Annotated in this window: 22 protein-coding genes and 1 pseudogene; 13 read left to right on the top strand and 10 right to left on the bottom strand. The window is 63.5% G+C overall.

Annotated elements, in window-relative coordinates:
• Positions 1–114: 114 nt before the first annotated feature.
• From AWB67_RS00675 to AWB67_RS00665, 3 genes are all read left to right on the top strand, one after another.
• Entirely contained in the window at positions 115–480 is a 366-nt protein-coding gene (locus tag AWB67_RS00675) for a COG4315 family predicted lipoprotein (RefSeq protein ID WP_087654303.1), read from the top strand.
• Between the two features lie 107 nt (positions 481–587).
• Positions 588–1,112: an RNA polymerase sigma factor gene (locus AWB67_RS00670; RefSeq protein WP_087654302.1), complete on the top strand. Its 525-nt coding sequence runs from the start codon at positions 588–590 to the stop codon at positions 1,110–1,112.
• Positions 1,109–1,903, top strand: coding sequence for an anti-sigma factor family protein (locus AWB67_RS00665; RefSeq protein ID WP_087654301.1), 795 nt, complete (start codon positions 1,109–1,111; stop codon positions 1,901–1,903). Before AWB67_RS00670 ends, AWB67_RS00665 begins: the two co-directional genes overlap by 4 nt.
• A 63-nt stretch (positions 1,904–1,966) precedes the next feature.
• On the opposite strand, the gene AWB67_RS00660 is transcribed toward AWB67_RS00665, so the two are convergent.
• A complete protein-coding gene (locus tag AWB67_RS00660; RefSeq protein WP_087654300.1) occupies positions 1,967–2,200 on the bottom strand; it encodes a hypothetical protein in 234 nt (77 codons plus the stop codon).
• A gap of 324 nt (positions 2,201–2,524) precedes the next feature.
• Between AWB67_RS00660 and AWB67_RS00650 the strand changes: the two genes are divergently transcribed.
• Positions 2,525–3,079, top strand: a complete 555-nt coding sequence (locus tag AWB67_RS00650; RefSeq protein WP_087654298.1) for an RrF2 family transcriptional regulator — start codon at positions 2,525–2,527, stop codon at positions 3,077–3,079.
• Between the two features lie 3 nt (positions 3,080–3,082).
• On the opposite strand, the gene AWB67_RS00645 is transcribed toward AWB67_RS00650, so the two are convergent.
• On the bottom strand, positions 3,083–3,499 hold the full coding sequence (locus tag AWB67_RS00645; protein ID WP_125477525.1) for a BspC domain-containing protein: 417 nt from the start codon (positions 3,497–3,499) through the stop codon (positions 3,083–3,085).
• A 177-nt stretch (positions 3,500–3,676) separates the two neighbouring features.
• Here AWB67_RS00645 and AWB67_RS00640 point away from each other — a divergent pair, with 177 nt between their 5' ends.
• The 4 genes from AWB67_RS00640 to AWB67_RS00625 all read left to right on the top strand — a co-directional run bounded on the left by AWB67_RS00640 (position 3,677) and on the right by AWB67_RS00625 (position 8,948).
• Positions 3,677–4,213, top strand: a complete 537-nt coding sequence (locus AWB67_RS00640; RefSeq protein ID WP_087654297.1) for a putative glycolipid-binding domain-containing protein — start codon at positions 3,677–3,679, stop codon at positions 4,211–4,213.
• 64 nt (positions 4,214–4,277) lie between these two features.
• A complete protein-coding gene (selD, locus tag AWB67_RS00635; RefSeq protein WP_087654296.1) occupies positions 4,278–5,342 on the top strand; it encodes a selenide, water dikinase SelD in 1,065 nt (354 codons plus the stop codon).
• 27 nt (positions 5,343–5,369) lie between these two features.
• Complete coding sequence (locus AWB67_RS00630) at positions 5,370–6,299, top strand: cation diffusion facilitator family transporter (protein ID WP_087654295.1); 930 nt, start codon at positions 5,370–5,372, stop codon at positions 6,297–6,299.
• A 195-nt stretch (positions 6,300–6,494) separates the two neighbouring features.
• Entirely contained in the window at positions 6,495–8,948 is a 2,454-nt protein-coding gene (locus AWB67_RS00625) for a mechanosensitive ion channel domain-containing protein (RefSeq protein ID WP_087654294.1), read from the top strand.
• Here AWB67_RS00625 and AWB67_RS00620 read toward each other — a convergent pair whose 3' ends face one another.
• Complete coding sequence (locus AWB67_RS00620) at positions 8,949–9,323, bottom strand: hypothetical protein (protein WP_125477524.1); 375 nt, start codon at positions 9,321–9,323, stop codon at positions 8,949–8,951. It lies immediately after the preceding gene.
• Between the two features lie 497 nt (positions 9,324–9,820).
• Here AWB67_RS00620 and AWB67_RS00615 point away from each other — a divergent pair, with 497 nt between their 5' ends.
• The 4 genes from AWB67_RS00615 to AWB67_RS00600 are packed head-to-tail and all read left to right on the top strand — an operon-like array spanning position 9,821 to position 13,661.
• A complete protein-coding gene (locus AWB67_RS00615; RefSeq protein ID WP_087654292.1) occupies positions 9,821–10,645 on the top strand; it encodes a MetQ/NlpA family ABC transporter substrate-binding protein in 825 nt (274 codons plus the stop codon).
• 28 nt (positions 10,646–10,673) lie between these two features.
• Positions 10,674–11,798, top strand: coding sequence for a methionine ABC transporter ATP-binding protein (locus AWB67_RS00610; protein ID WP_087654291.1), 1,125 nt, complete (start codon positions 10,674–10,676; stop codon positions 11,796–11,798).
• Positions 11,791–12,450: a methionine ABC transporter permease gene (locus AWB67_RS00605; protein WP_087654290.1), complete on the top strand. Its 660-nt coding sequence runs from the start codon at positions 11,791–11,793 to the stop codon at positions 12,448–12,450. Before AWB67_RS00610 ends, AWB67_RS00605 begins: the two co-directional genes overlap by 8 nt.
• Before the next feature lie 35 nt (positions 12,451–12,485).
• Entirely contained in the window at positions 12,486–13,661 is a 1,176-nt protein-coding gene (locus AWB67_RS00600) for an acyl-CoA dehydrogenase family protein (protein WP_235024989.1), read from the top strand.
• Positions 13,662–14,077: 416 nt separating this feature from the next.
• Here AWB67_RS00600 and AWB67_RS00595 read toward each other — a convergent pair whose 3' ends face one another.
• The 3 genes from AWB67_RS00595 to flhD all read right to left on the bottom strand — a co-directional run bounded on the left by AWB67_RS00595 (position 14,078) and on the right by flhD (position 16,588).
• Entirely contained in the window at positions 14,078–15,409 is a 1,332-nt protein-coding gene (locus AWB67_RS00595) for an Nramp family divalent metal transporter (protein ID WP_087654289.1), read from the bottom strand.
• A 186-nt stretch (positions 15,410–15,595) separates the two neighbouring features.
• Complete coding sequence (flhC, locus tag AWB67_RS00590; protein ID WP_087654515.1) at positions 15,596–16,246, bottom strand: flagellar transcriptional regulator FlhC; 651 nt, start codon at positions 16,244–16,246, stop codon at positions 15,596–15,598.
• A gap of 24 nt (positions 16,247–16,270) precedes the next feature.
• A complete protein-coding gene (gene flhD, locus AWB67_RS00585) occupies positions 16,271–16,588 on the bottom strand; it encodes a flagellar transcriptional regulator FlhD (RefSeq protein WP_087654288.1) in 318 nt (105 codons plus the stop codon).
• A 761-nt stretch (positions 16,589–17,349) separates the two neighbouring features.
• Here flhD and AWB67_RS00580 point away from each other — a divergent pair.
• Positions 17,350–21,429, top strand: a complete 4,080-nt coding sequence (locus AWB67_RS00580; protein ID WP_235024988.1) for a CheR family methyltransferase — start codon at positions 17,350–17,352, stop codon at positions 21,427–21,429.
• 4 nt (positions 21,430–21,433) lie between these two features.
• On the opposite strand, the gene AWB67_RS00575 is transcribed toward AWB67_RS00580, so the two are convergent.
• The 4 genes and pseudogenes from AWB67_RS00575 to AWB67_RS00565 all read right to left on the bottom strand — a co-directional run.
• The gene (locus AWB67_RS00575) at positions 21,434–21,868 is read right to left on the bottom strand and encodes a hypothetical protein (protein ID WP_087654287.1); all 435 of its coding nucleotides are present in this window, start codon (positions 21,866–21,868) and stop codon (positions 21,434–21,436) included.
• Positions 21,869–23,188, bottom strand: coding sequence for a PQQ-dependent sugar dehydrogenase (locus AWB67_RS00570; RefSeq protein WP_200822144.1), 1,320 nt, complete (start codon positions 23,186–23,188; stop codon positions 21,869–21,871).
• Between the two features lie 4 nt (positions 23,189–23,192).
• Positions 23,193–23,360, bottom strand: a complete 168-nt coding sequence (locus tag AWB67_RS41340; RefSeq protein WP_200822143.1) for a hypothetical protein — start codon at positions 23,358–23,360, stop codon at positions 23,193–23,195.
• A 75-nt stretch (positions 23,361–23,435) separates the two neighbouring features.
• Positions 23,436–23,927, bottom strand: a pseudogene (locus tag AWB67_RS00565) (UdgX family uracil-DNA binding protein); the annotation flags it as partial.
• Positions 23,928–23,929: the final 2 nt, after the last annotated feature.

Genomic DNA, 23,929 nt, shown 5'->3' with positions numbered 1-23,929 from the left:
ACAACTGAAAGCACGAACTGCGACCCAATTCAGCGAAGCATCTTTTTTTTCGTCACCCGCGGAATAGTTTGGCGCCGCCAATCGTTCTACGGGTACTTCACAGGAGGAGATGAAATGAAGAAGCAATTCCTGATGGCCGCAGCCGCTGGCTTGCTGTGCGCGTCGGTGAGCGTGCTGGCCGCGCCGCCGAAGGTCGCAAACGGCATGGCCGTCGACGAGAACGGCATGACGCTCTACACGTTCGACAAGGACACGAAGGGCAGCCCGAGCGCCTGCACGGGCGGCTGCGTGCAGGCGTGGCCCGCCGCAACGGCGACCGACGCCGACCAGCCCTCCGGCGCATGGACCACGGTTTCGGCCGAAGGCGGCAAGCAGTGGGCCTACGACGGCAAGCGCGTCTACCGCTTCGCCAAGGACACCAAGCCGGGCGACAAGAACGGCGACAACTTCCGCGACGTCTGGCACGTCCTGAAGCCCTGAGGCGGTGAGTCGGACATCCTGCCGCCATCGAGCGTCCGCGCGCGGCGCCATCGGCGGCAGGTCCCGATCAACCACTTGATAAACCACGCTTCAATCGGCGACGCGCCTTGACCTTCGAGACCGAACTGCTCACGCACCTGCCGCAGTTGCGCCGCTATGCGCGCGCACTGACGGGCGACCGTGCCTGGGCCGACGACCTCGTCCAGGACGCGACCGAGCGCGCGCTCGGCCGTTCGAAGGCCTATCAGGCCGGCAGCAACCTGCGCGCGTGGCTGTTCACGATCATGCGCAATCTTTATATCGATCAATTGCGCGGCCGCCGCGACATCGCTGTCGACGACGAAACCGCGCCGTGGCGGCAAATGGCGGCGCCGGTCGGCGAAGTCGACGGACTCGTGCTGCGCGACGTCCAGCGGGCGCTTTATTGTCTGCCCGTCGAGCAGCGCGAAGTGATGCTGCTCGTATGCGTCGAGGAAATGAGTTATCAGGAGGCATCCGTGGTGCTGAACGTGCCGGCCGGGACCGTGATGTCGCGCCTCTCGCGAGCGCGCGAACACATGCGCGTCCTGCTCGGTGAAGAGCCGGGACGCAAGGCGTCGGCGTCGTCGCTGAAAGTGGTGAACCGCACATGACGAATCCCGACCGTCCCGATCAAGCGCACGACCCGCGCGATCCCCGTGATCCACGCGACCCGCCGGATGTGCAGTCGCTTTCGGCGTATGTCGACGACGAACTTGACGAAGCGGAGCGCGCGGCCACCGCCGATCGCATCGCGCGCGATCCCGCGAGTGCCGCGACCGTCGCCGCGTACCACGCGCAGGACAACGCGTTGCGCGCGCTCTTCGCAGCGGAGGCCGAACCGCAGGTCGTGGTGATGCGTCCGCGTGCCCGCGAACGGTATCTGATGGCGGCGTGCTTTCTCGTCGTCGGTGTGGCTTGCGGCTATTTGTTACACATGCTCGTGCCCGCGCTCGGCAACAACCGGCCTCCGTTCGCCGAGCGCGCCGACATCGCGTACGCGGTCTATGCGCCCGAGCAGCGACATGCGGTGGAAGTGGCGGCGGCGCAGCAGGATCATCTCGTCAACTGGCTGTCGAAACGGCTGAACCGCACGTTGACGATTCCGTCGCTCGCGGAGTACGGATTCCAGCTCGTCGGCGGCAGGCTCTTGCCCGGCGAGGAAGGACCGGCTGCGCAGTTCATGTATCAAAACGCGGCGGGCGAGCGCCTCACGCTTTACACGACGACGGTCACGCGCGCGCAAGGCAAGATTCGCGTGCTGCGCGACGGGCCGCGCACCACGTATTACTGGGCGGGGAATGGCGCGGGCTATGCGCTGTCCGGGCAGATCGGAGAAGAGAAATTGCAGGCGATCGCCTACGACACCTGCAAGGAACTCGGCGGCGATCCGAAGAGCTGGTAGTGGCGCTTCGGCCGACAAAAAAAGCCGGGACGTGTCCCGGCTTTTCGATGCATCGGATGAGTATCAGTAGTAGTGGTGCACCGGCGGCGCGTGATGGTACTTCACCGGATGACGGCGTTCCCAATCGCTGCGCGCCCAGTAGCGATGGCCGTCGTAATAGCGGTCGCCGTGCCAGCCCCGTTCTACGGTGTGAACGTATTGCGGACGATGATCGTCAGCCGATGCGACATTCATCAGGCCCATGCCGAGAGAGGCAGCGAGCGATACGAGCAGCAGTGTCTTCCTGGTCTTGTTCATGATCGTGTTTCTCCGGTAGCGGTAGTGGTGCGAGTAATAGCGCGTGCAGTGGTTCAGTACCGGTAGTAGTCGCGGTGATGGTGGTATCCCCCATCTCCCGGGACGATGATGCAGCCGCCGAGCGCCGTGCCCAGCAAGGCAGCCAGGGCTGCGAGGATCGCTATTTTTTTCATCGGTTTCTCCGTGTGAATCCGTGAACCCAATTTAGCGAATCGGGAAATGACAAGCCGTATGCGTTTGTAAGTAAACGTTCGGCTTGAAATATATGGATCGTCGGCTCGGGCGATCTGCTTGTTCGTTGCGATCGATTCATACGGAGTGGACATGTCGCACATCAGCACGGGCGTGGAGTACGCGTTGCACTGCATGCTCTATTTGACGGAACAGCCGCACGGCGTGCGCGATGCGAGCGTGCGCGATCTTTCGGACCTGCAGGGCGTGCCGGTCGATTACGTCGCGAAGCTTTTCACGAAGCTGCACAAGGCGGGGCTCGTCGTTGCCACCGAAGGCGCGAAGGGCGGCTTCGCGCTCGCGCGGCCGCCGGAGCAGATCAGCGTGCTCGATGTCGTCGATGCGATCGACGGCGACAAGCCGATCTTCGAATGCCGGGAGATTCGCTCGCGCTGCGCGGTGTTCGACGCGGACCCGCCGCCGTGGGCGACGAGCGGCGTGTGCGCGGTCCACGCCGTCATGCGCAACGCGGAGAAGCGCATGCGGGAGGCTTTAGCCGGCGATTGCCTGGCTGATCTCGCTGCGCGCGTCGTGGCGAAAGCGCCGCGTGGTTACGGGCCGCAAGTAGTCAAGTGGCTCGACGATCGCACGACGAACCGGCGCGTCGCGCGTACCGAGCGGCATGAAGAGGAACGCTCGGAGTCTTGACCCCTATCGAACGATTGTTGGCTTCACATTCGGCGTCAGCGACACCCCGACGACATTCCCATCGCGCACGCCGCACTTGCTGTCGACGCGCGTCCATTGCGACTTCCCGCGCGACTTCGCGAACGCGCGCATCACGATGATCTTGTCGACGGGAATCGGGTTGCCGACGCTGAAGATCGGCGAATCGCTTTCGATCTTCGCGGAGAGCACGCGCCGATCGGGCACGATGAAGGTGTCGTACTTTGGCGCAAGCTCGACGAAGTGATCGAACGCGGCCACGCATTTGATGACGGTGCTCGGTACATGCATGCGCGTCAGGTAGTCATAATCCTTCGAAGGATCGGGCGTTTCCTGCGCGTGTACTGCTTGGTACACGCAGCCCGTGAACAGCAGCGCGGTGAGCGCAAAGGGAGCTTTCATGCGATGGAGGGATCGTGTGAATGAAGCGTGACTCGGGTGTGAAGTATACAGTGTGATCATTGCGAGTGACACGCTCTCTTCGAAATAGTGCCTGTTTCAGGGCACTTTCTTCTTTGCTTGAAGCAACGCGCAGGCGAGTTGTATGCTTATACGGCCAAGCAAAGAGAGAGGCGCGCGATGAAACCGGTGCGGTGGACGTCGGAGGAACACGGAGGGCTCGAACACCTTGAACTCGAGGTGGACGAGCAAGGCGTGGTCGTGGAAAGCGTGCTGATCGATGGCGAGGGCGGCTTTATGTATCGCATCGAATGCGACTCGCACTGGCGCGTCACGCGCGTGGCGATCCGGCGCGCGGGGGGCGCCGCGCTCGAGCTTCATAGCAACGCGCAAGGCAACTGGACCGATGGCAGCGGCCGGCCGCGCATCGACCTCGAAGGCTGCATCGATATCGATATATCGGCGACTCCGTTCACCAATACGCTGCCTATCCGCCGCTTGCGGCTTGATCCGGACGAGCGGCGCGCGATTCGCGTCGTTTACATCGCGTTGCCCGCGATGACGGCTGAGCCTGTCGAGCAGGCCTATACGCGCCTCAAAGAGCGCCGCTATCGCTACGAAGGCATCACGTCGCAATACACGGCAGAGCTGCACGTCGATGACGACGGTCTCGTAATCGACTATCCGGAGCTGTTCCGGCGCGTACAAAGCGGTTAGCAGACGGCGCGGTGCGCGAGCGGCCATAATACGGTTCTCACCGCAACGAGCCGAACGCACATCGATGACCGACACCACGCAGCTCCCCGCATCCACTCCACGCTTGACGAGCCTGTCGCATGGCGGCGGCTGCGGCTGCAAGATCGCGCCGGGCGTGCTCGCCGATCTCCTGAAGCGCACCGTCCCTTTGCCGGCGTTCCCGAACCTCCTTGTCGGCAACGACACCGCCGACGACGCCGCCGTCTACCAGTTGAACGACGAGCAGGCGATCGTCGCGACCACCGACTTCTTCATGCCGATCGTCGACGATCCGTTCGACTTCGGCCGCATTGCCGCAACGAACGCGCTCTCCGACGTCTACGCGATGGGCGGCAAGCCGATCCTCGCGCTCGCGCTCGTCGGCATGCCGATCAACGTGCTTCCTCATGAAGTGATCGCAGAGATCCTGAAGGGCGGCGAGTCGGTGTGCGCGGAGGCCGGCATTCCGGTCGCGGGCGGCCATTCGATCGATTCGGTCGAGCCGATCTATGGGCTCGCGGCGCTCGGCATCGTGCATCCGAAGCTCATCAAGCGCAACGCGGCCGCGCGTCCCGGCGACGTGCTGATCCTCGGCAAGCCGCTCGGCGTGGGCGTTTTGTCGGCGGCGCTGAAAAAGGAGAAGCTCGATGCCGCCGGCTACGCCGCGATGATCGCCGCGACGACCAAGCTCAATCGCCCGGGCGCGGACCTCGCGCAACTCGAAGGCGTCCACGCGATGACCGACGTGACCGGCTTCGGCCTCCTCGGCCACACGCTCGAACTGAGCCGCGGCGCAGGGCTCACGGCGCGCATTCGCTATGCGGCGTTGCCGTGGTTGCCGGGCGTCGAGGCGTTCGCGAAAGCTGGCGTGTTCACGGGCGCGTCGGGCCGCAACTGGAGCGCTTACGGCGCCGACATCGTGCTCACCGCCACGCTCGACGACGTGGCACGCGTCCTGCTCACGGACCCGCAGACTTCAGGCGGCCTGCTGGTTTCGTGCGCGCCGGAAACGGTCGATCAAGTGCTCGCGATCTTCCGCGCCGATGGCTTCGCGGACGCTGCCATCATCGGCGAGATGGTAGACGGAGCGAGCCGCGTCGAAGTGTCCTGAGCCTTCCAGCCCTTTCAAAATAACGATATGAACGAAGAATCGCCAAAGGCCATCTTTTACGCGCTCGCCGCCAACTTCGGCATCGCGGTGTGCAAGTTCGGCGCGGCCGCGTACACCGGCTCCGGCTCGATGTTCGCCGAGGCGATTCACTCCACCGCCGACTGCGGTAACCAGCTTCTGCTGCTATTCGGCATGAAGCGCGCGCAGCAGCCGGCCAATGCGCTGCATCCGCTCGGCTCGGGACGCGAGATCTATTTCTATGCGCTGATCGTGGCGCTGCTGCTGTTCTTCGTCGGCGGCGCGTTCTCGGTGTATGAGGGCGTGCATCGCATGCTGCATCACGAGCCGTTGAGCAACCCGGTCGTCGCGCTCGTGATCCTCGGGATTTCGGTCGTGCTCGAAGCGTTCTCGCTCTGGGGCGCGTTGCGCGAGATTCGCAAGGGCGCGCCCAACAAGACGCTCTGGCGATGGTTTCGCGAGACGCGCGAGTCGGAACTGCTGGTCGTCGCGGGCGAGGACGTCGCGGCGCTCGCGGGTCTTGCCATCGCGTTCTGCGCCGTGCTGATGACGATGCTCACCGGTAATCCGATGTGGGATGCGGGCGGTTCGATCGGTGTGGGGCTTTTGCTGATGGTGGTCGCGTATGTCGTGGCGCGCGAGGTGAAGTCGATGATCGTCGGCGAATCGGCGAGTCCCGAAGTGCGCAAGGCGATCGATGCGCATCTGCGCGCGCGGCCCGAAATCCTGCGCATCATCAGCCTCATTACGCTGCAGTGGGGCAAGCATGTGGTGGTCGCCGTGCAGGCCGAGATGATCGATTACGCGAGCGGCCGCGCGCTGATCGATGCGATCAATATCGTCGAGGACGATTTGCAGCGCAAGTTCCCGCAAGTCCGCTGGGTCTTCTTCGAACCGGATATCGCGCGCGACAAGGCGCAACCGGAACAAATGTACTGAGCTTCTTGCCGCTTCGTTCCTGCGGGCGGGCGCGAGATGTGCTACCAATGAGCGTTCACGGTTTCGTGCCGTGCATCGACGCAAGAACCCGTACTTGTCCATCGTCGATCGAAACCGGTTAGCACGATCCGTTCCGGCGCGCATCGATCGACACCTTACGTCGAGTCCCTGAATCCCTCAGTTCCTCAACGGCCCATGCGTAAAACCCTGCTCGCTTTTCTTCTCTTTGCCCTAAGCGCAGTCGCGAATGCCGCGTCTCCGAATCCCGCGCCGGTCTCGCTCACGCCGCAGCAAGCCCGCGATGCTCTCGCGGTCCTGAACGATCCCGCGCGCCGCGCGCAAGTCGCGGACACGCTGCGCGCCGTCGCGGCTGCGGGCGCGCTCGCGACGCCGCCGCAAAGCGCATCGGCAGCGGCGTCGTCGGGTGCTTCGTCCGCTGCGGCTGCTAGCGGTGCATCGAGCGTGCTTGCGAAATCGCTGACGAGTAACGGCCTAGCTTCGCAGATCTCGCATCAGGCCGGCCACTGGCTCGTGCAGATCGGCGCGGGGCTGCGCCATTCGATGTCGGCGCTGCTCGACTACGGCTCGGTGCTCGAATGGTGGCGTGAACGCACGTCGACCGATGCAGGGCGTCAGTTGATCGAGCACGTCGGCATGACGGTGCTGCTGTCACTCGTGCCCGCGCTGCTGCTTGAATTCCTGTGCGCCCGGTTGTTGCGGCGTCCGCGCGCGAAGATCGCGGCGCGCGGCATCGTCGATGTCGATGAGACCCAGCCGGAACTCGCACGCGAAGAGCGCGCGGCGGTGCGCAACGAGGCCGTGGCCGAGCGCAGCGGCGACGAAACCGCGCTGCACGTCGCGGAGAAAAAGACCGATACAGTGCGCGGCAAACGTCACGCGGCACGCCACTGGACGCTGCTGCAGCGCCTGCCGAGCGCGTTGCTCTATACGTTCTTCTCGGCCGTGCCGCTCGCCGTGTTCATTGCGGCGGCGACGCTCCTCATGTCGATCTTCATCGACGACAACACGCCCGAGGCCCACGTCGCGGGCGCGCTGATCGACGTGTACCTCATATGCCGCCTGATCCAGATCGTGAGCGGCTTCTTCCTCGCGCCCGATGCGGCCGGCCTGCGCCTGCTGCAGATGCGCGACGCGTACGCTACTTTCACGCATACGTGGGTGCTGCGCATCGTCTGTGTGGCGGGCGCGGGCGTGGCCCTCGCGAACGGCGCGGAGCCGCTCGGCCTCTCCGACGACGCGCGCATCGCGATCCTGAAGGCGGTCACGTTCGTCGTGCACGTGATGATCTGCTACGTGATCTTCGCGTGCAGAAAGCCGGTCGCCGAGCGCATTCGCGAAGGTGCGCAGGGGCATCGTTCGGTGACGCTGCTCGGCAACTGGGTGGCCGATGTCTGGGCGGGCATCGCGATCTTCTTCGTGCTCGCGCTGTGGTTCGTATGGGCGCTCGACGTGCAGAACGGCTACAAGACGCTGTTTCACCTCGGCGGCGTCTCGGTGATCGTGCTGGTCGCAGCGCGCGTCGCCGCGATCGTCGCATTCGGTGCGCTCGGCCGCATCTTCCACAGCGTAGCGGAAGAGGACTTCGCGAGCCAGTCGATCGTGCATCGTCATGCGTATCGCTACTATCCGGCGCTGCGGCGCATCGTGCAGACGGTGATCGTCATCGCGACCGTCATCGCGCTGTTCGAAGTGTGGGGCGTGCACATCCTGGCGTTCTTCACGTCGGGCGGCGTGGGCAATCGGCTCGCGTCGGCGCTGCTGACGATCGCGGTCGCGGCTGCGTTCGCGGTGGTCGTATGGGAAGCGGCGAACGTGATGGTGGAGCGACGCCTCGAGGAGTGGACCACGACCGGGGAGCGCTTGCGCGCCGCTCGCCTGCGCACGCTCCTGCCGATGATGCGCTCCGCGCTCTTCATCGTGATCGCGATGGTGGTCGTGCTGACGGGTCTGAGCCAGATCGGCGTGAACACGGCGCCGCTGCTCGCGAGCGCGAGCATCTTCGGCGTGGCGCTCGGCTTCGGATCGCAAAAGCTCGTGCAGGATTTGATCACCGGCATCTTCCTGTTGATGGAAAACGCGATGCAGGTCGGCGACTGGGTGACGCTCGCGGGCGTTTCGGGCACGGTCGAGTATCTGTCGATTCGCACGGTGCGCCTGCGTGCCGGCGACGGGTCGCTGCACACCGTGCCGTTCAGTTCGGTGTCGACGGTGAACAACACGAATCGCGGCATCGGCAATGCGGCGGTGCGCGTTTCGATCGCGCTGGGTCAGGACGTGGATCTCGCGATTTCGACGCTGAAGGAAATCGGCGCGGCGCTGCGTGAGGACGATGCCTTCAAGGACGGCATCCTGTCGGACTTCAGCTTCTGGGGCGTCGATGCGGTTGATGGCTCGACAGTGACGCTCGCGGGCCAGATCCAATGCCGCGACAGCGCGCGCTGGCCGGTGCAGCGCGAGATGAACCGGCGCATTCTGAACGAGTTTACGGCGCGCGGTATCGAGATCGCGAATCCGCAGCGTAATTTCGTGGTGGTCAGTAATGGGGAGCCGACGGTGCGCGATGAGGCGCAGACTTCAGCGGAGCAGCGCGCGGAGCCTTCGAAGGCTGCGCAGCATCCGGCGGCTTGATCAGCGCGGCGAGCGCACGAGCACCGGCGAGCCTTCGAACTCGCCGCCGCTGCGTTCGAAGCCGAGGCGCTCGTAAAACGCTTCGAGTGCGGCGGCATCGGGCGTGTGGCGGTCGACGAGACCGTCGCCTTTCGGTTCGAGCGGGCGCGGCACTAAAGTAAGCAGCACGCGATGCCGGTCCGCGAGACCGATAAGCCGCTCCATCGCAATACGCGCATGTCCGCGATGGTGCGCGCCTTCCGACCAGATCGCTTCGAGCGCGACCGCGCAGTCGCCGGTTTCTTCCAGCCACATCTCGACTTGCTGTTCGTCTTCGATACGCGTGCGATGAAACGCGTCGATCATCGCAGCCGCGGCGGTGGTGAGAGTTGTCATCGATAAGCCCCGCAGGCGTCAAGCCGCACTATATCCGCTTTAGCGATTTCGATTGGACAATCGCTTCGTAGACCATTGACGATTCGCCTTCTATGATGGCCTTCACTTGAATTAGCAACCATGTTGCATGGGACGCGAGTAAGCGCTAACTCTCGTCGACGTGCTCTGCATGGGACGTGAGTAAGCGCTAAAGCGCTAACTCTCGTCGACGTGCTCTGCATGGGACGTGAGTAAGCGCTAAAGCGCTAACTCTCGTCGACGTGCTCTGCATGGGACGTGAGTAAGCGCTAAAGCGCTAACTCTCGTCGACGTGCTCTGCATGGGACGTGAGTAAGCGCTAAAGCGCTAACTCTCGTCGACACAGGAGAGGGCGATGAATCGTCTGCATTCGCGCTGTCGGCGTTCGTCCGGCAGCTAGTTGTTTTCTTCATCCTTTCGCTTCATTCGCGCGTTGTCTAAATGTGCGCGCTCATCGTTTTCCTTTGAACGAGTCGATCATGACCTTTATCAAATCCGCGCTCGGCGGCGTGCGCGCCGCTGCTCTTTTTCTCGTCACCGCCGCGTCGCTTTCTTATGCGTCCACTGCGTTTGCAGATAACGCGACGCTTAAAATCGGCACCGCGACGAGCCCGCAAATCGATGCCTTGAAGGTCGCCGTGCGCGAGGCTAAAGAACAAGGCCTCGACGTCAAGCTGATTGAATTCACCGACTGGAATACGCCCAACGCCGCCCTCGCAAACAAGGACATCGACGTCAATTACTTCCAGCACATACCGTTCCTCGAAAACGCGAAAAAACAGGGCGGCTACAACTTCGTGGCGATCGCGCCGGGCACGATCATGAAGATCGGCCTCTATTCGAAAAAGGTGAAGAGCTTCGACCAGTTGAAGGACGGCGCGACCGTCGCGATCGCGAATGATCCGGTGAACGGCGGCCGCGGCCTGTTGCTGCTGCAGCGTGCGGGGCTCATCAAGCTCAAACCCGGCGCGGACTATCGCGCGACGACGCTCGACATCGTCGATAACCCGAGGCACTTGAAGATCGTGCAGCTCGAAGCATCGCAACTCGCGCGCTCGCTCGATGATGTAGATCTCGCGCAAGGTTATCCGAGCTTCATCAAGCTCGCGGGCACGGCCGATCCGAACAGCGCGCTGCTCTTCGATGGTGTCGAGAACAAGCTCTTCGCGATCCAGTGGGTCGTGCGTCCGGAGAGCGCGAACGATCCGCGCATCCGCAAGTTCATCACGATCTACCAGCAGTCGCCCGCGGTGCGCGCCGCGCTCGACAAGGCGTTCGGCACGCTATACGCGGTTGCGTGGTAACTCTCAACATCGAGCGGAGGCTTGCATCATGGCGGACCTGATCATCGATGAACCGCGCTTGAGCGACACGAGTCTCGCCGCCGAGCGCAACGATGCGAAGAGCGTCGTGTTCGCGGGCATCGGCAAGCTGTTCGGTGACGCGGCGGCGCTGAGAAACGTCGATTTATCGGTGGCGCGCGGCGAAGTGTTCGGCGTCATCGGGCGCAGCGGCGCGGGCAAGTCCACGCTGTTGCGGCTCGTGAACGGTCTTGAAAAAGCGTCGAGCGGGGAAGTGCGCGTGAACGGCATCTCGGTCGGCGGGCTCGACGAACGCGGGCTCGTCGCGTTGAGGCGGCGCATCGGCATGGTGTTCCAGCACTTCAACCTGCTCTCGGCGAAGACGGTGCGCGAGAACATCGCGTTGCCGCTGAAGATCGCGGGCGTGAACAAGCGCGACATCGACACGAAGGTCGATGCGCTGCTCGAACTCGTCGGCTTGTCGGCGAAACGCGATGCGTATCCGCGCAGTCTCTCGGGCGGACAGAAGCAGCGCGTGGGCATCGCGCGGGCGCTGGTTCACGATCCCGACCTGCTGCTCTGCGACGAAGCCACCTCCGCGCTCGACCCCGAAACGACGCAGCAAATCCTTGCGCTATTACGCGACATCAATCGCCGGCTTGGGCTGACGGTGCTGCTCATCACGCACGAAATGGCCGTGATTCGCGAGGTCTGCGATTCGGTCGCGGTGATCGAGGCGGGCGAAGTCGTGGAGACGGGGCCCGTGTGGCGCGTGTTCGGCGATCCGCATCATGCAGCGACGCAGGCGCTTTTGCGCACGCTCGTGCATGATTTGCCCGCCGATCTCGCGGCCAGGCTCGCTCCCGTGCCGCAAGACAACGCGGACGTTCTGCTCGACGTGCGCTACACCGGTGAGTCGCGGCAGGAGCCCGATCTCGGCGCGCTCGCGGTGGCGCTTGGCGCGCTGGGCGGCCGCGTGAACTTCGTGCACGGCGGCATCGACCGGATTCAGGGGCATGCGCAAGGACGGCTCGTCGTCTCGGCGCAATTGCGTGCGAGCGGCTCGAACGAGGCTGGCCTGCGCGCGCACGTCGAGGCGCTCGTCGCGGGCGCGCGCCGTCACGCGGACAAAGTGGAGGTGCTCGGCTATGTTTGAAATCTGGCTGCCCGAATTCATCGACGCCATTCGCGACACCGTCGTGATGGTCGGCGTCTCGGCGCTCGTCGCGCTGCTTGCCGGCATTCCGCTCGCGCTCGTGCTCGTCACGACGACGCGCGGCGGCATCTTCGAGCGGCCTGCCGTCAACTCGACGCTCGGTTCGCTCGTCAACGCATTCCGCTCGACGCCGTTCATCATCCTGCTCGTCGCGCTCCTGCCGTTGACGCGCCTCATCGTCGGCACGACGATCGGCGTGTGGGCCGCGATCGTGCCGCTGTCGATCGCCGCGATCCCGTTCTTTGCGCGCATCGCGGAAGTGAGCCTGCGCGAGGTCGATCGCGGGCTGATCGAAGCGGCGCAGGCGATGGGCGCCGAGCGCCGGCATATCATCTGGCACGTGCTATTGCCTGAGGCGCTGCCCGGCATCCTCGGCGGCTTCACGATCACGGTCGTCGCGATGATCGGTTCATCGGCGATGGCGGGCGCGGTCGGTGCGGGCGGCCTCGGCGATCTCGCGATACGCTACGGTTATCAGCGCTTCGACACGACCGTGATGGTCACCGTGATCGTGCTCTTGATCGTGCTCGTCAGCGCCGTGCAATGGGGCGGCGACCGCCTCGTGCGCCGCATCACGCAACGCACCGGATGAAACAACAGATGTATCGCATCGACATCGGAGATCGCATGAACGCGCCTCACCAGCCCGCGAAACTCGAATTGGCCGACGTGGTCGCGGCATTGCGCGAAACCGCCGAACAGCGCGATCGCGACGGCGGACACGCCGGGCGGGAAAAACAGTTGATCGCCGATGCGGGCCTGCTGACGATCGCTGTGCCGCGCGAATTCGGCGGCGAGGGCGCGCGCTGGCCCGACGTGTATGAAACCATCCGCGCGATCGCCCGCGTCGATAGTGCGCTTGCGCATCTGCTCGGCTTTACCTGTCTGCAGGTGGTGAGCGTCACGGTGTGGGGCAACGAGGCGCAGCGCGAGCGTTATCTGCGCGGGACGGTCGAGAACCGCTGGTGGTGGGGCAACGCGGTGAATCCGCTCGATACGCGCCTGATCGCCCACTCGACGGGCGACGGCGGCTATCGCCTGAGCGGACAGAAGGGCTTTTGCTCCGGCACGCGCGGCTCGCAGATGATGACGCTCTCCGCGCACGATCCGGCTACTGGCAAGCCGGTCTTCGCGGTCGTGCCGACATCGCGCACGGGCATCACCGTCCACGAGGACTGGGACCCGATCGGCCAGCGTCAGACCGACAGCGGCAGCGTCTCTTTCGACGATGTCGAACTGCGGGCGGAGGAAGTGCTGCATCGGTCGGAAGTGCTGCCGACGCCGCGCGCGACGCTGCGCACGCTCGTGTCGCAACTGGTGCTGACCAATTTGTTCGTCGGGATCGCGGAAGGCGCGTTGCAGGAGGCGCGCGAGTACGTCGCGCAGCACGGGCGGCCGTGGATTCACTCGAACGTCGCGAACGCCGCCGACGATCCGTATCAACTGCATCGCTTCGCTGAGATGCGGCTCAAGACGATCAGCGCCGAGGCGCTCGCGACCCGTGCCGCGCATGCGCTCGATCGGGCGTGGCAACGCGGCGATGCGTTAGAAGCCGAGGAACGTGCGCGTGTTGCGCTGGCGGTTGCGGAGGCGAAGGTGCTGGCGCATCGCGCGGCGCTCGACGTGAGCGAAGCGCTTTTCGATGCCTGTGGTGCACGCTCAACACACGCGCCGCGCGCGCTTGACCGCTTCTGGCGCAATGCGCGCGTGCACACGCTGCACGATCCGCTCGATTACAAGTTGCGCGATATTGGGCGGTTTGCGATTTCGGGTGCGTTGCCCGAACCGAACTTGTACAGCTAGACCGATATTTGCACTGATTGATAGCTCGACGCTCCTATGGACCTTGTTGTCATCGGCCGGCCAGTATTGCGCGTCCGGTGCACCCCACGTCTGAGCGCGTAGCGCGAGGACGGATGTATGACTGCTGCACCTGTCTGTTGTACTGCGAGTTGTCACAGTGGGTCCGCGAGCCAGGCCCGGGTCCATCGTGAGGGCGACACTTACTCTCCAGCGCCAATCCGTTTTTGCGCGAGTGAGGGTTGGTTAGCACTGGCGGTTGAAAGCTGCTTTCTTTGCTTACTTTCTTTGCAGCAGCAAAGAAAGTGAGTGCCGCCCCGCACAGGGGCAGAGCTAATAGACCAATAAGAAAGCAAGTTCCTTAGAGGCACTAGCGCATCGAACGGTGTCGAACAGCTCCCCCGAGCGCGAGCGAAACTTCAACCCGCGATGAACCCGATCGTCTGCAAGACCAGCCACAGGTTCGCCGCGCTGATCACGCCGAACAGCATCCACGCAATGCCTTTTGTCAGCGCGCGATTCACGAAATTGCCCATCAGCGTGCGATCGCTCGTCATGCGGATCAGCGGATACAGCGCGAACGGCAATTGCAGGCTCAGCACGACCTGGCTCGCGACCAGCAGCTTGCCGACCGCGCCGTTACCCATCATCCCGACCCCGATCAGCGCCGGAATCAGCGCGAGCGCGCGCGTGATGAAGCGCCGCTGGTAACAGGGAATCTTGAGGTTGAGGAAGCCTTCCATGATCACCTGGCCCGCGATCGTGCCGGTGAACGTTGAGCTTTGGCCCGATGCAAGCAGCGTGACGGCGAAGAGTATCGCCGCGAGCCCCGTCCCGACGATCGGCGCGAGCAGGCGGTACGCGTCCTCGATTTCGGTCACTTGCGTGTGGCCGGTCGCATGAAACGCCGACGCCGCGAGAATCAGGATCGCCGCGTTGATCAGCAGCGCGAGACAGAGCGAGGCGATCGTATCGATACGCGAGAGCCGGATCGCCGACGCAAGGCTCGACGGCGTGCGCGCCACGACCCGCGTCTGCACGATCGACGAATGCAGATACAGGTTGTGCGGCATGACGGTGGCGCCAAGGATGCCGATCGCGAGATAAAGCGGCTCGCGCCCGGCCACCGCCTGCCACGACGGCACGAGCCCTTGTATTACCGCCGGCCAGTGCGGCTTCACGAGAACCAGCTCGACGACATAGCCGAGCCCGATCGTCGCGATCAGGCCGAGCATGATCGCTTCCAGGTCGCGGAAGTTCTTGCCCCTGAGTCCGAGCACGATCAGCGTGTCGAAGGCCGTGAAGATCACGCCCCACATCAGCGAGCAGCCGAACAGCAAATGAAACGCGAGCGCGCCGCCGAGCACTTCGGCCAGATCGCACGCGATGATCGATATCTCCGCGAGCGCCCACTGCACGCGCGCAACCGGCTTCGAATATCGATCCCGCGAGAGTTGCGCGAGATCGCGGCCAGTGACGAGCCCCAGGCGCATCGCGAGACATTGCAGCGCCATCGCGGCGAGGCTCGACAGGACGACCACGAACAGCAGGCTGTAGCCGTAGCGCGAGCCGGCTTCGATGTCGGTTGCCCAGTTGCCTGGGTCCATGTAACCGATCGACACGAGCAGGCCCGGCCCCGCGAATTGCGCGATCTTTTTCCAGAACGGCGCGCCTTCGGGAACATCGACGGAACCCCTGACTTCGGACGGGCAGAACGGCGCGGTGGCGGTGGTCGGCAGCTTGAACGGCAAGGTGAGGTCCCGAGGGGCTATGGCAGCACCCGATGATGCCCGAGCGCGACGCCAAGCGCAAAAATGCAAAAAGCCCGCCGATCCTCTGGCGGGCCTTCAAAATTCAAGAAGAAGGAAAACGGTAGCGGTAAGCGGGTTGCCCCCCGTCCGAAGACGGTCCTCGAGGACGGCTCGCGCCGCTACCGTTCAAGCGGCCTGTGCGACCAGGCCTTGTGTGCGCGGCGAGAATCTCGCCGCGTTGTCGAGTACCGGTTCGTGCGGCACTTCATTGTCGCTCACCACCTCCAGAGCGGCTTCTTCGGTCGCCTGACGGGCGGCCGCCGCTTTCTTGGTCTTCCCCGCGCGTGACGGCGGCTGGCAGGCCCCGCACACCACGTTGTTCTGCAAATCATGTTTGTGCGCCACGAACTTTCCGGTGCAGCGGCAGCAGCGCGTCATCTGCAACATGTCGGCGTCGAAAAAGCGCACAAGAGTCCAGGCCCGCGTCAAATCGAGTACCGCCTCGACACCGCTATGGTTGCAGTGTTCGAGATACAGCCGATACCCCTTGGTCAAAGCATCGAGGTGCGAGCAGCCCGCCTCGTTCTTCAGAAACACGTACGTGTTGTAGAACAGCGATGCGTGGATGTTCGCGAGCCACGTCATGTACCAGTCTGCCGAGAAGGGCAGCATTCCCTTCGGCGGCGATACGCCCTTCACTTCGCGATAAAGACGGATCATGCGATCGCGCGAAAGCGTCAATTCGCTCTCCAGGACCTGCATCCGCGCCCCGAGTTCGATCAAGGCGATCGCGCGGAATACTTCCTGTGCGTCTTCGGTCAGGCTTTTTTTCAGCATCGTGGTCATGGCTCGCCTCATCTCTCAAGCGAACTGTGCAACTGGCTGGCCAGCCAGCAGGATTGCTGCGTGCGTCGACGCAATGTCCGCGTGCTTCGCGGGCTGCGTCAATGCCGAAAGCATCGTGTAATCGTTGAAGCGGAAAAAGCACAGCAGCTGGTCGGACGACGCAAGCTTCACGATCTGCGGAAGCGTCAGGCCGGCGAGCAGGTCCGCGAGTTCGGACGAAAGCCCGAGGCGGAACATGCCGATTGCCTTGTCTTCGCGCAACATGCGCTGAGCGAGCATGATGTACGACAGGTTTATTTCGCGAATCGAGTCAAGCGTTTCACGACCGTTCATGTTGCTGCTTCCAGTAAATCCCCGATCTTGCCGGCATTTTTTGCCGATATCTTTTTTTGTGCCTCGCCGAGCGTCGTTTTGCCCGGTTACGTACTCTTTGATACAGCGTGTTACAACTTGTAACAACACTGTGAAACGGATTGTAAGTACCGTCTGACGGGAAAGCAAGCACATCTCAATAATAATTTTCAAGAAAACAACACGCGATATCGGTAACTTTTTCGGGCGTTTGTAACAGGCAAGATTAACCTGTCCCTTTATCGTTTTTACCGTGATTTCGTGGGTTTTTGAGATTTCATCAGACGAGAAAACACGCGCCTGTTGCGTGATTTGTAACGAAATGAACGACGCTGCCGTTGACACGCTTCTCAATTAATAGAGAAGCAATCGAGGCCCGACTTTCAAGATGAGTAGACGACTCGTTTTCATCTTAAAAAGAGAATATTCGTACGAAAGTGCGTTTCCGGGAATTAAGTAAGGAGGCGCGCGGTTCTGTGTGTGCGCGGTTATCGCAACGCACGCCGTCAGATGATTACTTCGCGGGTTTACTCCGCCTTTGCGGGCGCAAAATCTGCATTCCGTTGGTATCGTCCGCCGCTCTGCGCGCACAATCGCGTTAATCCAGAAAACCACAAAAGCTGCAAAGCCCAAACAGGACACGTAGTGAGCGAAAGCACTACTACCCCGGCATCGATCCTCGATCCATCTTGCACGGATGCCGCCGATATCACGTTCACCAGAAGCGCGCTCGATTTCCCGTCGTGGGGCTGGGCGCGTCGGCGGGCGGATTGCAGGCGCTCCTGCGCTTCTTCGAGAATGCGCCGGCCGACATGGACATGGCGTTCGTGGTCGTCCTGCATCTTTCGCCGAAGCACATCAGCACCGCCGACCAGATCCTCCAGCGCGTAACGCGCATGCGCGTGGTCCAGGTGGAAAAGCCCCTCCCGATCGAGCGCAATCATGTGTACGTGATCGCACCCGGCAAAAGTCTGACGATGGACGACGGCCATCTGACCGTGAGCGACGTGGCGCCCGCGGGCGGCCGACCCGTCACGATCGACCTCTTTTTTAGGAGCCTGGCCGATGCGCACGGCCCGCACGCGATGAGCATCGTGCTCTCGGGCACGGGCAGCGATGGCGCCGTGGGCCTCGCGCGCGTGAAGGAACTCGGCGGCGTGACTTTCGCCCAAGAGCCGAACGACGCCGAATACAGCGAGATGCCGCAAAGCGCGATCGCGACGGGACAGGTCGATCTCGTGCTGCCGGTCGTCGAGATGCCGCAGAAACTCCTCGAGCTCTGGCAGAACGTGAAGCGCATTAGCCTGCCCGGGCTCGAACTTCGTGCCTCAAGGCCGGCGCCCGAATCCGAACCTGATTCAGGTATGGACGCCGAATCGGCGCTGCAGGACATCCTGACGAGCCTGCGCGCCCGCACCGGTCACGATTTCCGCCACTACAAGCGCGCGACGATGCTGCGCCGGATCGAGCGGCGCCTGCAGGTGAACGCGCTGCCCGACCTCGTCACATACCGCGATTTCCTGCAGGACAACCCGCCCGAAACGAGCGCGCTGCTCGCCGACATGCTGATCGGGGTCACGCAATTCTTCCGCGACCGCGAAGCGTTCGATACCCTCGCGCGCGACGTGCTGCCCGAAATCTTCGAGCGCAAGCACGGGCAGGATCAGGTGCGCGTGTGGGTGGCCGGCTGTTCGTCGGGCGAGGAGGCATATACGGTCGCGATGCTGTTCGCCGCGCACCAGAGCGACGCACGCTCTCTGGCCGCGCTGCAAGTCTTCGCGACCGACATCGACGAAAGCGCCGTCGCGAAGGCGCGTGCGGGCGTCTATCCGGATTCGATTTCGGTCGATGTGCCGCCGGAAACGCTGCGCCAGTTCTTCACGAAGACCGCGAGCCGCTATGAAATCGCGAAGCCTGTGCGAGAGAGGATCTTGTTCGCCTTGCATAACGTGCTGCGCGATCCGCCGTTCTCGCGCCTCGATTTCGTCTCCTGCCGCAATCTCCTGATTTATCTCGACCGCACCGTGCAGCGCCAGGTGCTCGAAATGTTCCACTTCGCGCTGCATCCCAACGGTTACCTCATGCTCGGCAGTTCCGAATCGGCGGAGTCGGCGGAGGATCTCTTCAGCGTGGTCGACAAGAAGCATCGCATTTATCGCGCGAAGGCCGTTGCGAAGCCGCGCGGACCGTCGATCATCGGGCAGGCGCCGGGCGGCGCGAACACGCAGCCGGCCGCCGCGGACAACGGTTCCGCGCTGCCCCCCGCGCGCCGCAACTTTTCGTTCGGCGCGCTGCACCAGCGCATGCTCGAACAGTACGCGCCGCCCAGCATCGTCGTGAACCGCGATTCGAAGATCGTGCATATGTCCGATAACGTCGGACGGTTTCTGCGCTATGTGGGCGGCGAGCCTTCGAGCAACGTGATTGCGCTCGTCCTGCCCGAATTGCGGCTCGACCTGCGCACCGCGCTTTTTCAGGCGCAGCAGACCGGCCACAGCGTCGATGCGCGACGCGTGCGGCTCGAGCGAGACGGACGCCAGGCGCACGTGACGATGACCGTGCGCCCGTTCCACGACGCCGAAGCCGATGCCGATTTCGTCCTCGTGCTCTTCGACGAAGTGCAGGAAGCGATATCGGACGACACCGTCCACATCGAGGACGCGAGTGCCGATTCGGTGCTGATGCAACTCGAACGCGAGCTTCAGCGCAGCAAGGAGCAGTTGCAGCGCACGATCGAGCAGTACGAGACGTCGACGGAGGAGCTGAAGGCGTCGAACGAGGAATTGCAGGCGATCAACGAGGAACTGCGCTCGGCCACCGAGGAACTCGAGACGAGCAAGGAAGAAGTGCAGTCGGTGAACGAGGAACTGATCACGGTCAACAACGAATTGCAGTTGAAGATCGAGGAGACCGGCAAGGCCAACGACGATCTGCAGAACCTTATCGCATCGAGCGACATCGCCACCATTTTCGTCGACCGCAACATGTGCGTGAAGCGCTACACGCCGAGCGCGACTAGCGTGTTCAACCTGATCGGCGCGGACGTGGGCCGCTCGCTCTTCGACATCACGCACCGGCTCGACTATCCCGAACTCGCGGACGACGTCGCGGTGACGTTCCAGTCGCTGCGGGTGATCGAGCGCGAGATAGCGGGCAACGACAAACGCCATTTCCTCGCGCGGCTGTTGCCGTATCGCACGGTCGACGATCGCATCGATGGTGCGGTGCTGACGCTCGTCGATATCACCGCGCGGCGGCGTGCCGAGGACGAAGCGAGCGCGGGCGAGGAGCGGCTGCGGCTCGCCGTGCAGACGACCAACGACTACGTGATCATCGTGCAGGACCTCAACGGCGTGATCCAGAGCTGGAACGCGGGCGCCGAACGCGTGTTCGGCTATGCACAGAGCGAGGCGCTCGGCAGGAATATCGACATGCTCTTCACCGCCGAAGATCGCGCGTCGGCCATTCCCGAACACGAGCGCACGGCGGCGTTACGCGAGGGTCGCTTCGAGGACGAGCGCTGGCACGTCGCGAAGAACGGACGGCGCGTGTTTTGCAGCGGCGTGATGACGCCGTTGTCGGAGGCTCAGTTCACCGGCTTCGCGAAGATCGCACGCGATCTGACGAGTCGCAAGACGCTCGAGGACATGCGGCAGTTGCAGCTCTCGCAGGAGAGATCGGTACGCGAGCGCGCCGAGGCCGCGAACCGCCTGAAGGACGATTTTCTCGCGGTGCTCTCGCATGAACTGAAGCATCCGCTGAACCTCATCAACGTCAAGGCGGAGATGTTGCCGCGCCTGCCCGAGGCGCGCGGCGTGCCGGCGATCGTCGAAGCCGCCGATGCGATCCGCCGCGCGGTACACGGCCAGGCGCGGATCATCGACGACCTGCTCGACCTCTCGCGCGTGCGTACCGGCAAGCTCGCGCTGAACCTCGCGCGCACCGATCTCTGCGCGACGATAGCCGCGATCTGCGACGCGATGGAAAGCGATGCTGCCGCGCACGGTATCGCGCTGACGACGACGCTCCCGCCCGAACCGGCGACGGCCAAGGTCGATCCGGTGCGCTTCGACCAGATCCTCTGGAACCTGCTCACCAACGCGCTCAAATTCACGCCTGCGGGCGGCGAAGTGCGCATCACGTTGACGCGCGACGGGGAGTATCTGCGCATCGACGTGGCCGATACCGGCGAGGGCATCGAGCCGCATTTCCTGCCGCATATCTTCGACATGTTTTCGCAGGCGAACGAGGCGCGGCGCAAGTCCGGCGTGGGGCTCGGCATCGGGCTCGCTCTCGTGAAGCAACTGGCGGAGATGCACGCGGGGCGTGTGGCGGCGACATCGGAAGGCGTCGACAAGGGCAGTTGCATCACGGTGTGGCTTCCGCCGTCGGGCGACGATATCGTGATTCCCGGCGCGCTGCCGGGTGAAACGAGCGTGCTTGCAGGGCTGTCGATTCTCGTCATCGACGACGATGGCGAGACGGGGCGCGCGCTGGCGTCGCTGCTGACGCTGGAAGGCGCGAGCGTGCAGACGGGCGAGAGCGGGGCGGACGCGCTCGTCGCGTTGACGAGCGGGCATGTAGACCTGCTGCTGTGCGACGTCGGGATGCCGGTGATGGACGGCTATCAGTTGATGCATGCGCTGCGTTCAATGCCGGAGTTGGCAGCGCTGCCCGCGATTGCGCTGACGGGATATAGCGGCGCAGCGCAGGAACGCAAGACGCTCGATGCAGGGTTCGACGTGCATCTCACCAAGCCGGTGTCGCTTGCCACGCTGGTCGCCGCGGTGGAGCGGACGGTGTTCAAGAGGCGCGTCGATTAGCGTTTCAGCGCAACGGACGTGCCTTGACGAGCGGATTGAAAGCCGCGCTTTTGCGAGCTGGTTCCTTGCGCGCTTGCGTTTGCGGCTTCTTCGACGCGCCGGAGAGTTGTGTCAGTAGATCGTCGTCTTGCTCGGGTTCTTCCGCTTCAACGCTTGGCTGTTCGCCCATCCAATGCTCGATGACCGACAGAAAATCCTTCTTCGCGTTACGAAGCGCACGCCCCGGCATCATCGTGAGCACGACGACTTCATGCAGCGATCGATCGTCGACGCTGCGCGCTTTCGCGTCCTCGTTCCAATCGACGTCGCGCCCCACGTAAGCAGCAATCACGTGATGCAGCACCGCGGGCGACAGCATGCCTGCGTCGTACAGACCAAGCACCTGTCGCTCGGCAAGCGAGAACAGTCCGATCGATTTCCTCGACGCGCGCGCTGCCATCTATTGCTCCGCGGGCGCGACTCGCCACACTGCATTGCCGACATCGTCCGCGACTAGCAGTCCGCCGGAATGATCGACGACGACACCGACCGGCCGTCCATAAGCATGACCATCGGGTGAAAGGAAGCCGGTCAGGATATCCTCGGGTGGCCCTGAAGGCTTGCCATCCGCGAACGGCACGAAGACCACCTTGTAACCGCTATGCGGCTTGCGATTCCACGAGCCGTGCTGTCCGATGAACGCGCCGTTCCAGTAGCGCTGCGGGAACGCTTTCGCGTCGTAGAACGTCAGTCCGAGCGACGCCGTATGCGCACCCAACGCGTAGTCAGGCGGTATCGCCGATTGCACCAGGTCCAAGCGCTGCGGTTTCACGCGGTCGTCGACATGCTGCCCGTAGTAGCTATAAGGCCAGCCATAGAACGCGCCGTCCTTCACCGACGTCATGTAATCGGGCACGAGATCGTTGCCCAGTTCGTCGCGCTCGTTGACGACCGTCCACAACGCGCCGCTTTGCGGCTGCCACGACATGCCGTTAGGATTGCGCAGACCCGTCGCGAAGAGACGCGACTGTCCGCTCGCGATATCGACTTCCATGATCGCAGCGCGGCCGCGCTCGGCATCGATACCGTTCTCCGCGACGTTGCTGTTCGAACCGACCGTCACGTACAGATGCTTGCCGTCGGGACTCGCGATCAGATTCTTCGTCCAGTGATGATTGATCGGGCCCGCTGGGAGATCGAGGAACTTCTCGCCGGGATCGGTGATGTTCGTATCGCCCGCGTGATACTTGAAGCGCATGATCGCATCGGTATCGGCGACGTAGAGTTCGTCGCCGACCAGCGCCATGCCGAACGGCGAATGCAGCTTGTCGATGAAGACGGTCTTCGTTTCGGCGATGCCGTCGCCGTCCGCATCGCGCAAGAGCATGATGCGGTCGGGGCTCGGTACGCCGGCACCTGCGCGCTTCATGACCTTCTTCATCACCCAGCCCTTCACGCCCGCGTTCGCGTCATGCTGTGCGGGCGCATTGCTTTCGGCGACGAGCACGTCGCCGTTCGGCAGCGTCGCGAGCCAGCGCGGATGATCGAGCCCGGTTGCAAATGCGGTGACGTTGAAGCCGGCGGGAGACGTGGGTTTTGTGCCGTCAGGCCGCTGCGAGGCGGGCGCGATGTTGACCGTCGGCAACAGCGACTTTTTCTGTGGCGGAGGCAATTCGGGATCGGGACCGAAGCCGATCGCGTTCTGATCGACGGCGTAGGCGCACGCAATCGACGCCATTAATAACGATGCCGCAGCAAGCCTGGTGTGAAAGCGACCCATAAGCTCAGCCTCCGCCGATGCCTTGCACAACCTTGCCGGTGCCGCCGCACGCTTCGCACTTCGCGCCGTCCCTCGTGCCGCTGCCATCGCAAACGGGGCACAGGTCTTCACCGCTGCCGGGGGTGCCGGGTTCGGCTTCGTCGCCGGGATTGAGAGGGGGTTCTTGCGGCATCGTGTGCTCCTTGCGTGTTGGCGGTGCTGTGAACATGAAAGCAAACCGCGTTCCTTATCGCGCGCAATAGGCGGGAACGCGCGATCCTTGAGCGATTGCGTGCCCCATCGACGCCTGCAACTTCGCGCCCGAGCCCTGCAAAACTGCCTTCAGAGCAGTAGCGCCCAGCGCGACTATCACCTTCGGTTCGATCTTGCCGCTTTCGATATCCAGCCAGTAGTGGCACGCATCGACTTCGCGCCGCGCCGGCGACTTGTGCATGCGACGTTTGCCGCGCGGCTCCCACTTGAAGTGCTTGACCGCGTTCGTCACATACACTTCCTTGCGCTCGACGCCCGCTTCTTCGAGCGCACGATCCAGCATCGCGCCTGCCGGTCCGACAAAAGGCTTGCCCTGCAGGTCTTCCTGATCGCCGGGCTGTTCACCGACGATCATCAGCGGCGCGTGACGCGGACCCGCACCGGGCACCGCTTGCGTCGCATCCTTCCATAGCGGGCAGCGTCGGCATTCATCGAGCGATGCGGGTTCCTGATCGAGATCGAAGCCCGGCTGTTGTGTGGCCGCCATGA

The organism is Caballeronia terrestris, from assembly GCF_001544515.1.
Lineage (GTDB): Bacteria > Pseudomonadota > Gammaproteobacteria > Burkholderiales > Burkholderiaceae > Caballeronia > Caballeronia terrestris.
This window is presented reverse-complemented; position numbering and strand designations above follow the sequence as displayed.

Excerpts from the sequence above, each read along its gene's own strand:
- AWB67_RS00675 (WP_087654303.1), top strand. The coding sequence starts at position 115 with ATGAAGAAGCAATTCCTGATGGCCGCAGCCGCTGGCTTGCTGTGCGCG.
- AWB67_RS00665 (WP_087654301.1), top strand. The coding sequence starts at position 1,109 with ATGACGAATCCCGACCGTCCCGATCAAGCGCACGACCCGCGCGATCCC.
- AWB67_RS00660 (WP_087654300.1), bottom strand. The coding sequence starts at position 2,200 with ATGAACAAGACCAGGAAGACACTGCTGCTCGTATCGCTCGCTGCCTCT.
- AWB67_RS00650 (WP_087654298.1), top strand. The coding sequence starts at position 2,525 with ATGTCGCACATCAGCACGGGCGTGGAGTACGCGTTGCACTGCATGCTC.
- AWB67_RS00645 (WP_125477525.1), bottom strand. The coding sequence starts at position 3,499 with ATGAAAGCTCCCTTTGCGCTCACCGCGCTGCTGTTCACGGGCTGCGTG.
- AWB67_RS00640 (WP_087654297.1), top strand. The coding sequence starts at position 3,677 with ATGAAACCGGTGCGGTGGACGTCGGAGGAACACGGAGGGCTCGAACAC.
- selD (WP_087654296.1), top strand. The coding sequence starts at position 4,278 with ATGACCGACACCACGCAGCTCCCCGCATCCACTCCACGCTTGACGAGC.
- AWB67_RS00630 (WP_087654295.1), top strand. The coding sequence starts at position 5,370 with ATGAACGAAGAATCGCCAAAGGCCATCTTTTACGCGCTCGCCGCCAAC.
- AWB67_RS00625 (WP_087654294.1), top strand. The coding sequence starts at position 6,495 with ATGCGTAAAACCCTGCTCGCTTTTCTTCTCTTTGCCCTAAGCGCAGTC.
- AWB67_RS00620 (WP_125477524.1), bottom strand. The coding sequence starts at position 9,323 with ATGACAACTCTCACCACCGCCGCGGCTGCGATGATCGACGCGTTTCAT.
- AWB67_RS00615 (WP_087654292.1), top strand. The coding sequence starts at position 9,821 with ATGACCTTTATCAAATCCGCGCTCGGCGGCGTGCGCGCCGCTGCTCTT.
- AWB67_RS00610 (WP_087654291.1), top strand. The coding sequence starts at position 10,674 with ATGGCGGACCTGATCATCGATGAACCGCGCTTGAGCGACACGAGTCTC.
- AWB67_RS00605 (WP_087654290.1), top strand. The coding sequence starts at position 11,791 with ATGTTTGAAATCTGGCTGCCCGAATTCATCGACGCCATTCGCGACACC.
- AWB67_RS00600 (WP_235024989.1), top strand. The coding sequence starts at position 12,486 with ATGAACGCGCCTCACCAGCCCGCGAAACTCGAATTGGCCGACGTGGTC.
- flhC (WP_087654515.1), bottom strand. The coding sequence starts at position 16,246 with ATGCTGAAAAAAAGCCTGACCGAAGACGCACAGGAAGTATTCCGCGCG.
- flhD (WP_087654288.1), bottom strand. The coding sequence starts at position 16,588 with ATGAACGGTCGTGAAACGCTTGACTCGATTCGCGAAATAAACCTGTCG.
- AWB67_RS00575 (WP_087654287.1), bottom strand. The coding sequence starts at position 21,868 with ATGGCAGCGCGCGCGTCGAGGAAATCGATCGGACTGTTCTCGCTTGCC.
- AWB67_RS00570 (WP_200822144.1), bottom strand. The coding sequence starts at position 23,188 with ATGGGTCGCTTTCACACCAGGCTTGCTGCGGCATCGTTATTAATGGCG.
- AWB67_RS41340 (WP_200822143.1), bottom strand. The coding sequence starts at position 23,360 with ATGCCGCAAGAACCCCCTCTCAATCCCGGCGACGAAGCCGAACCCGGC.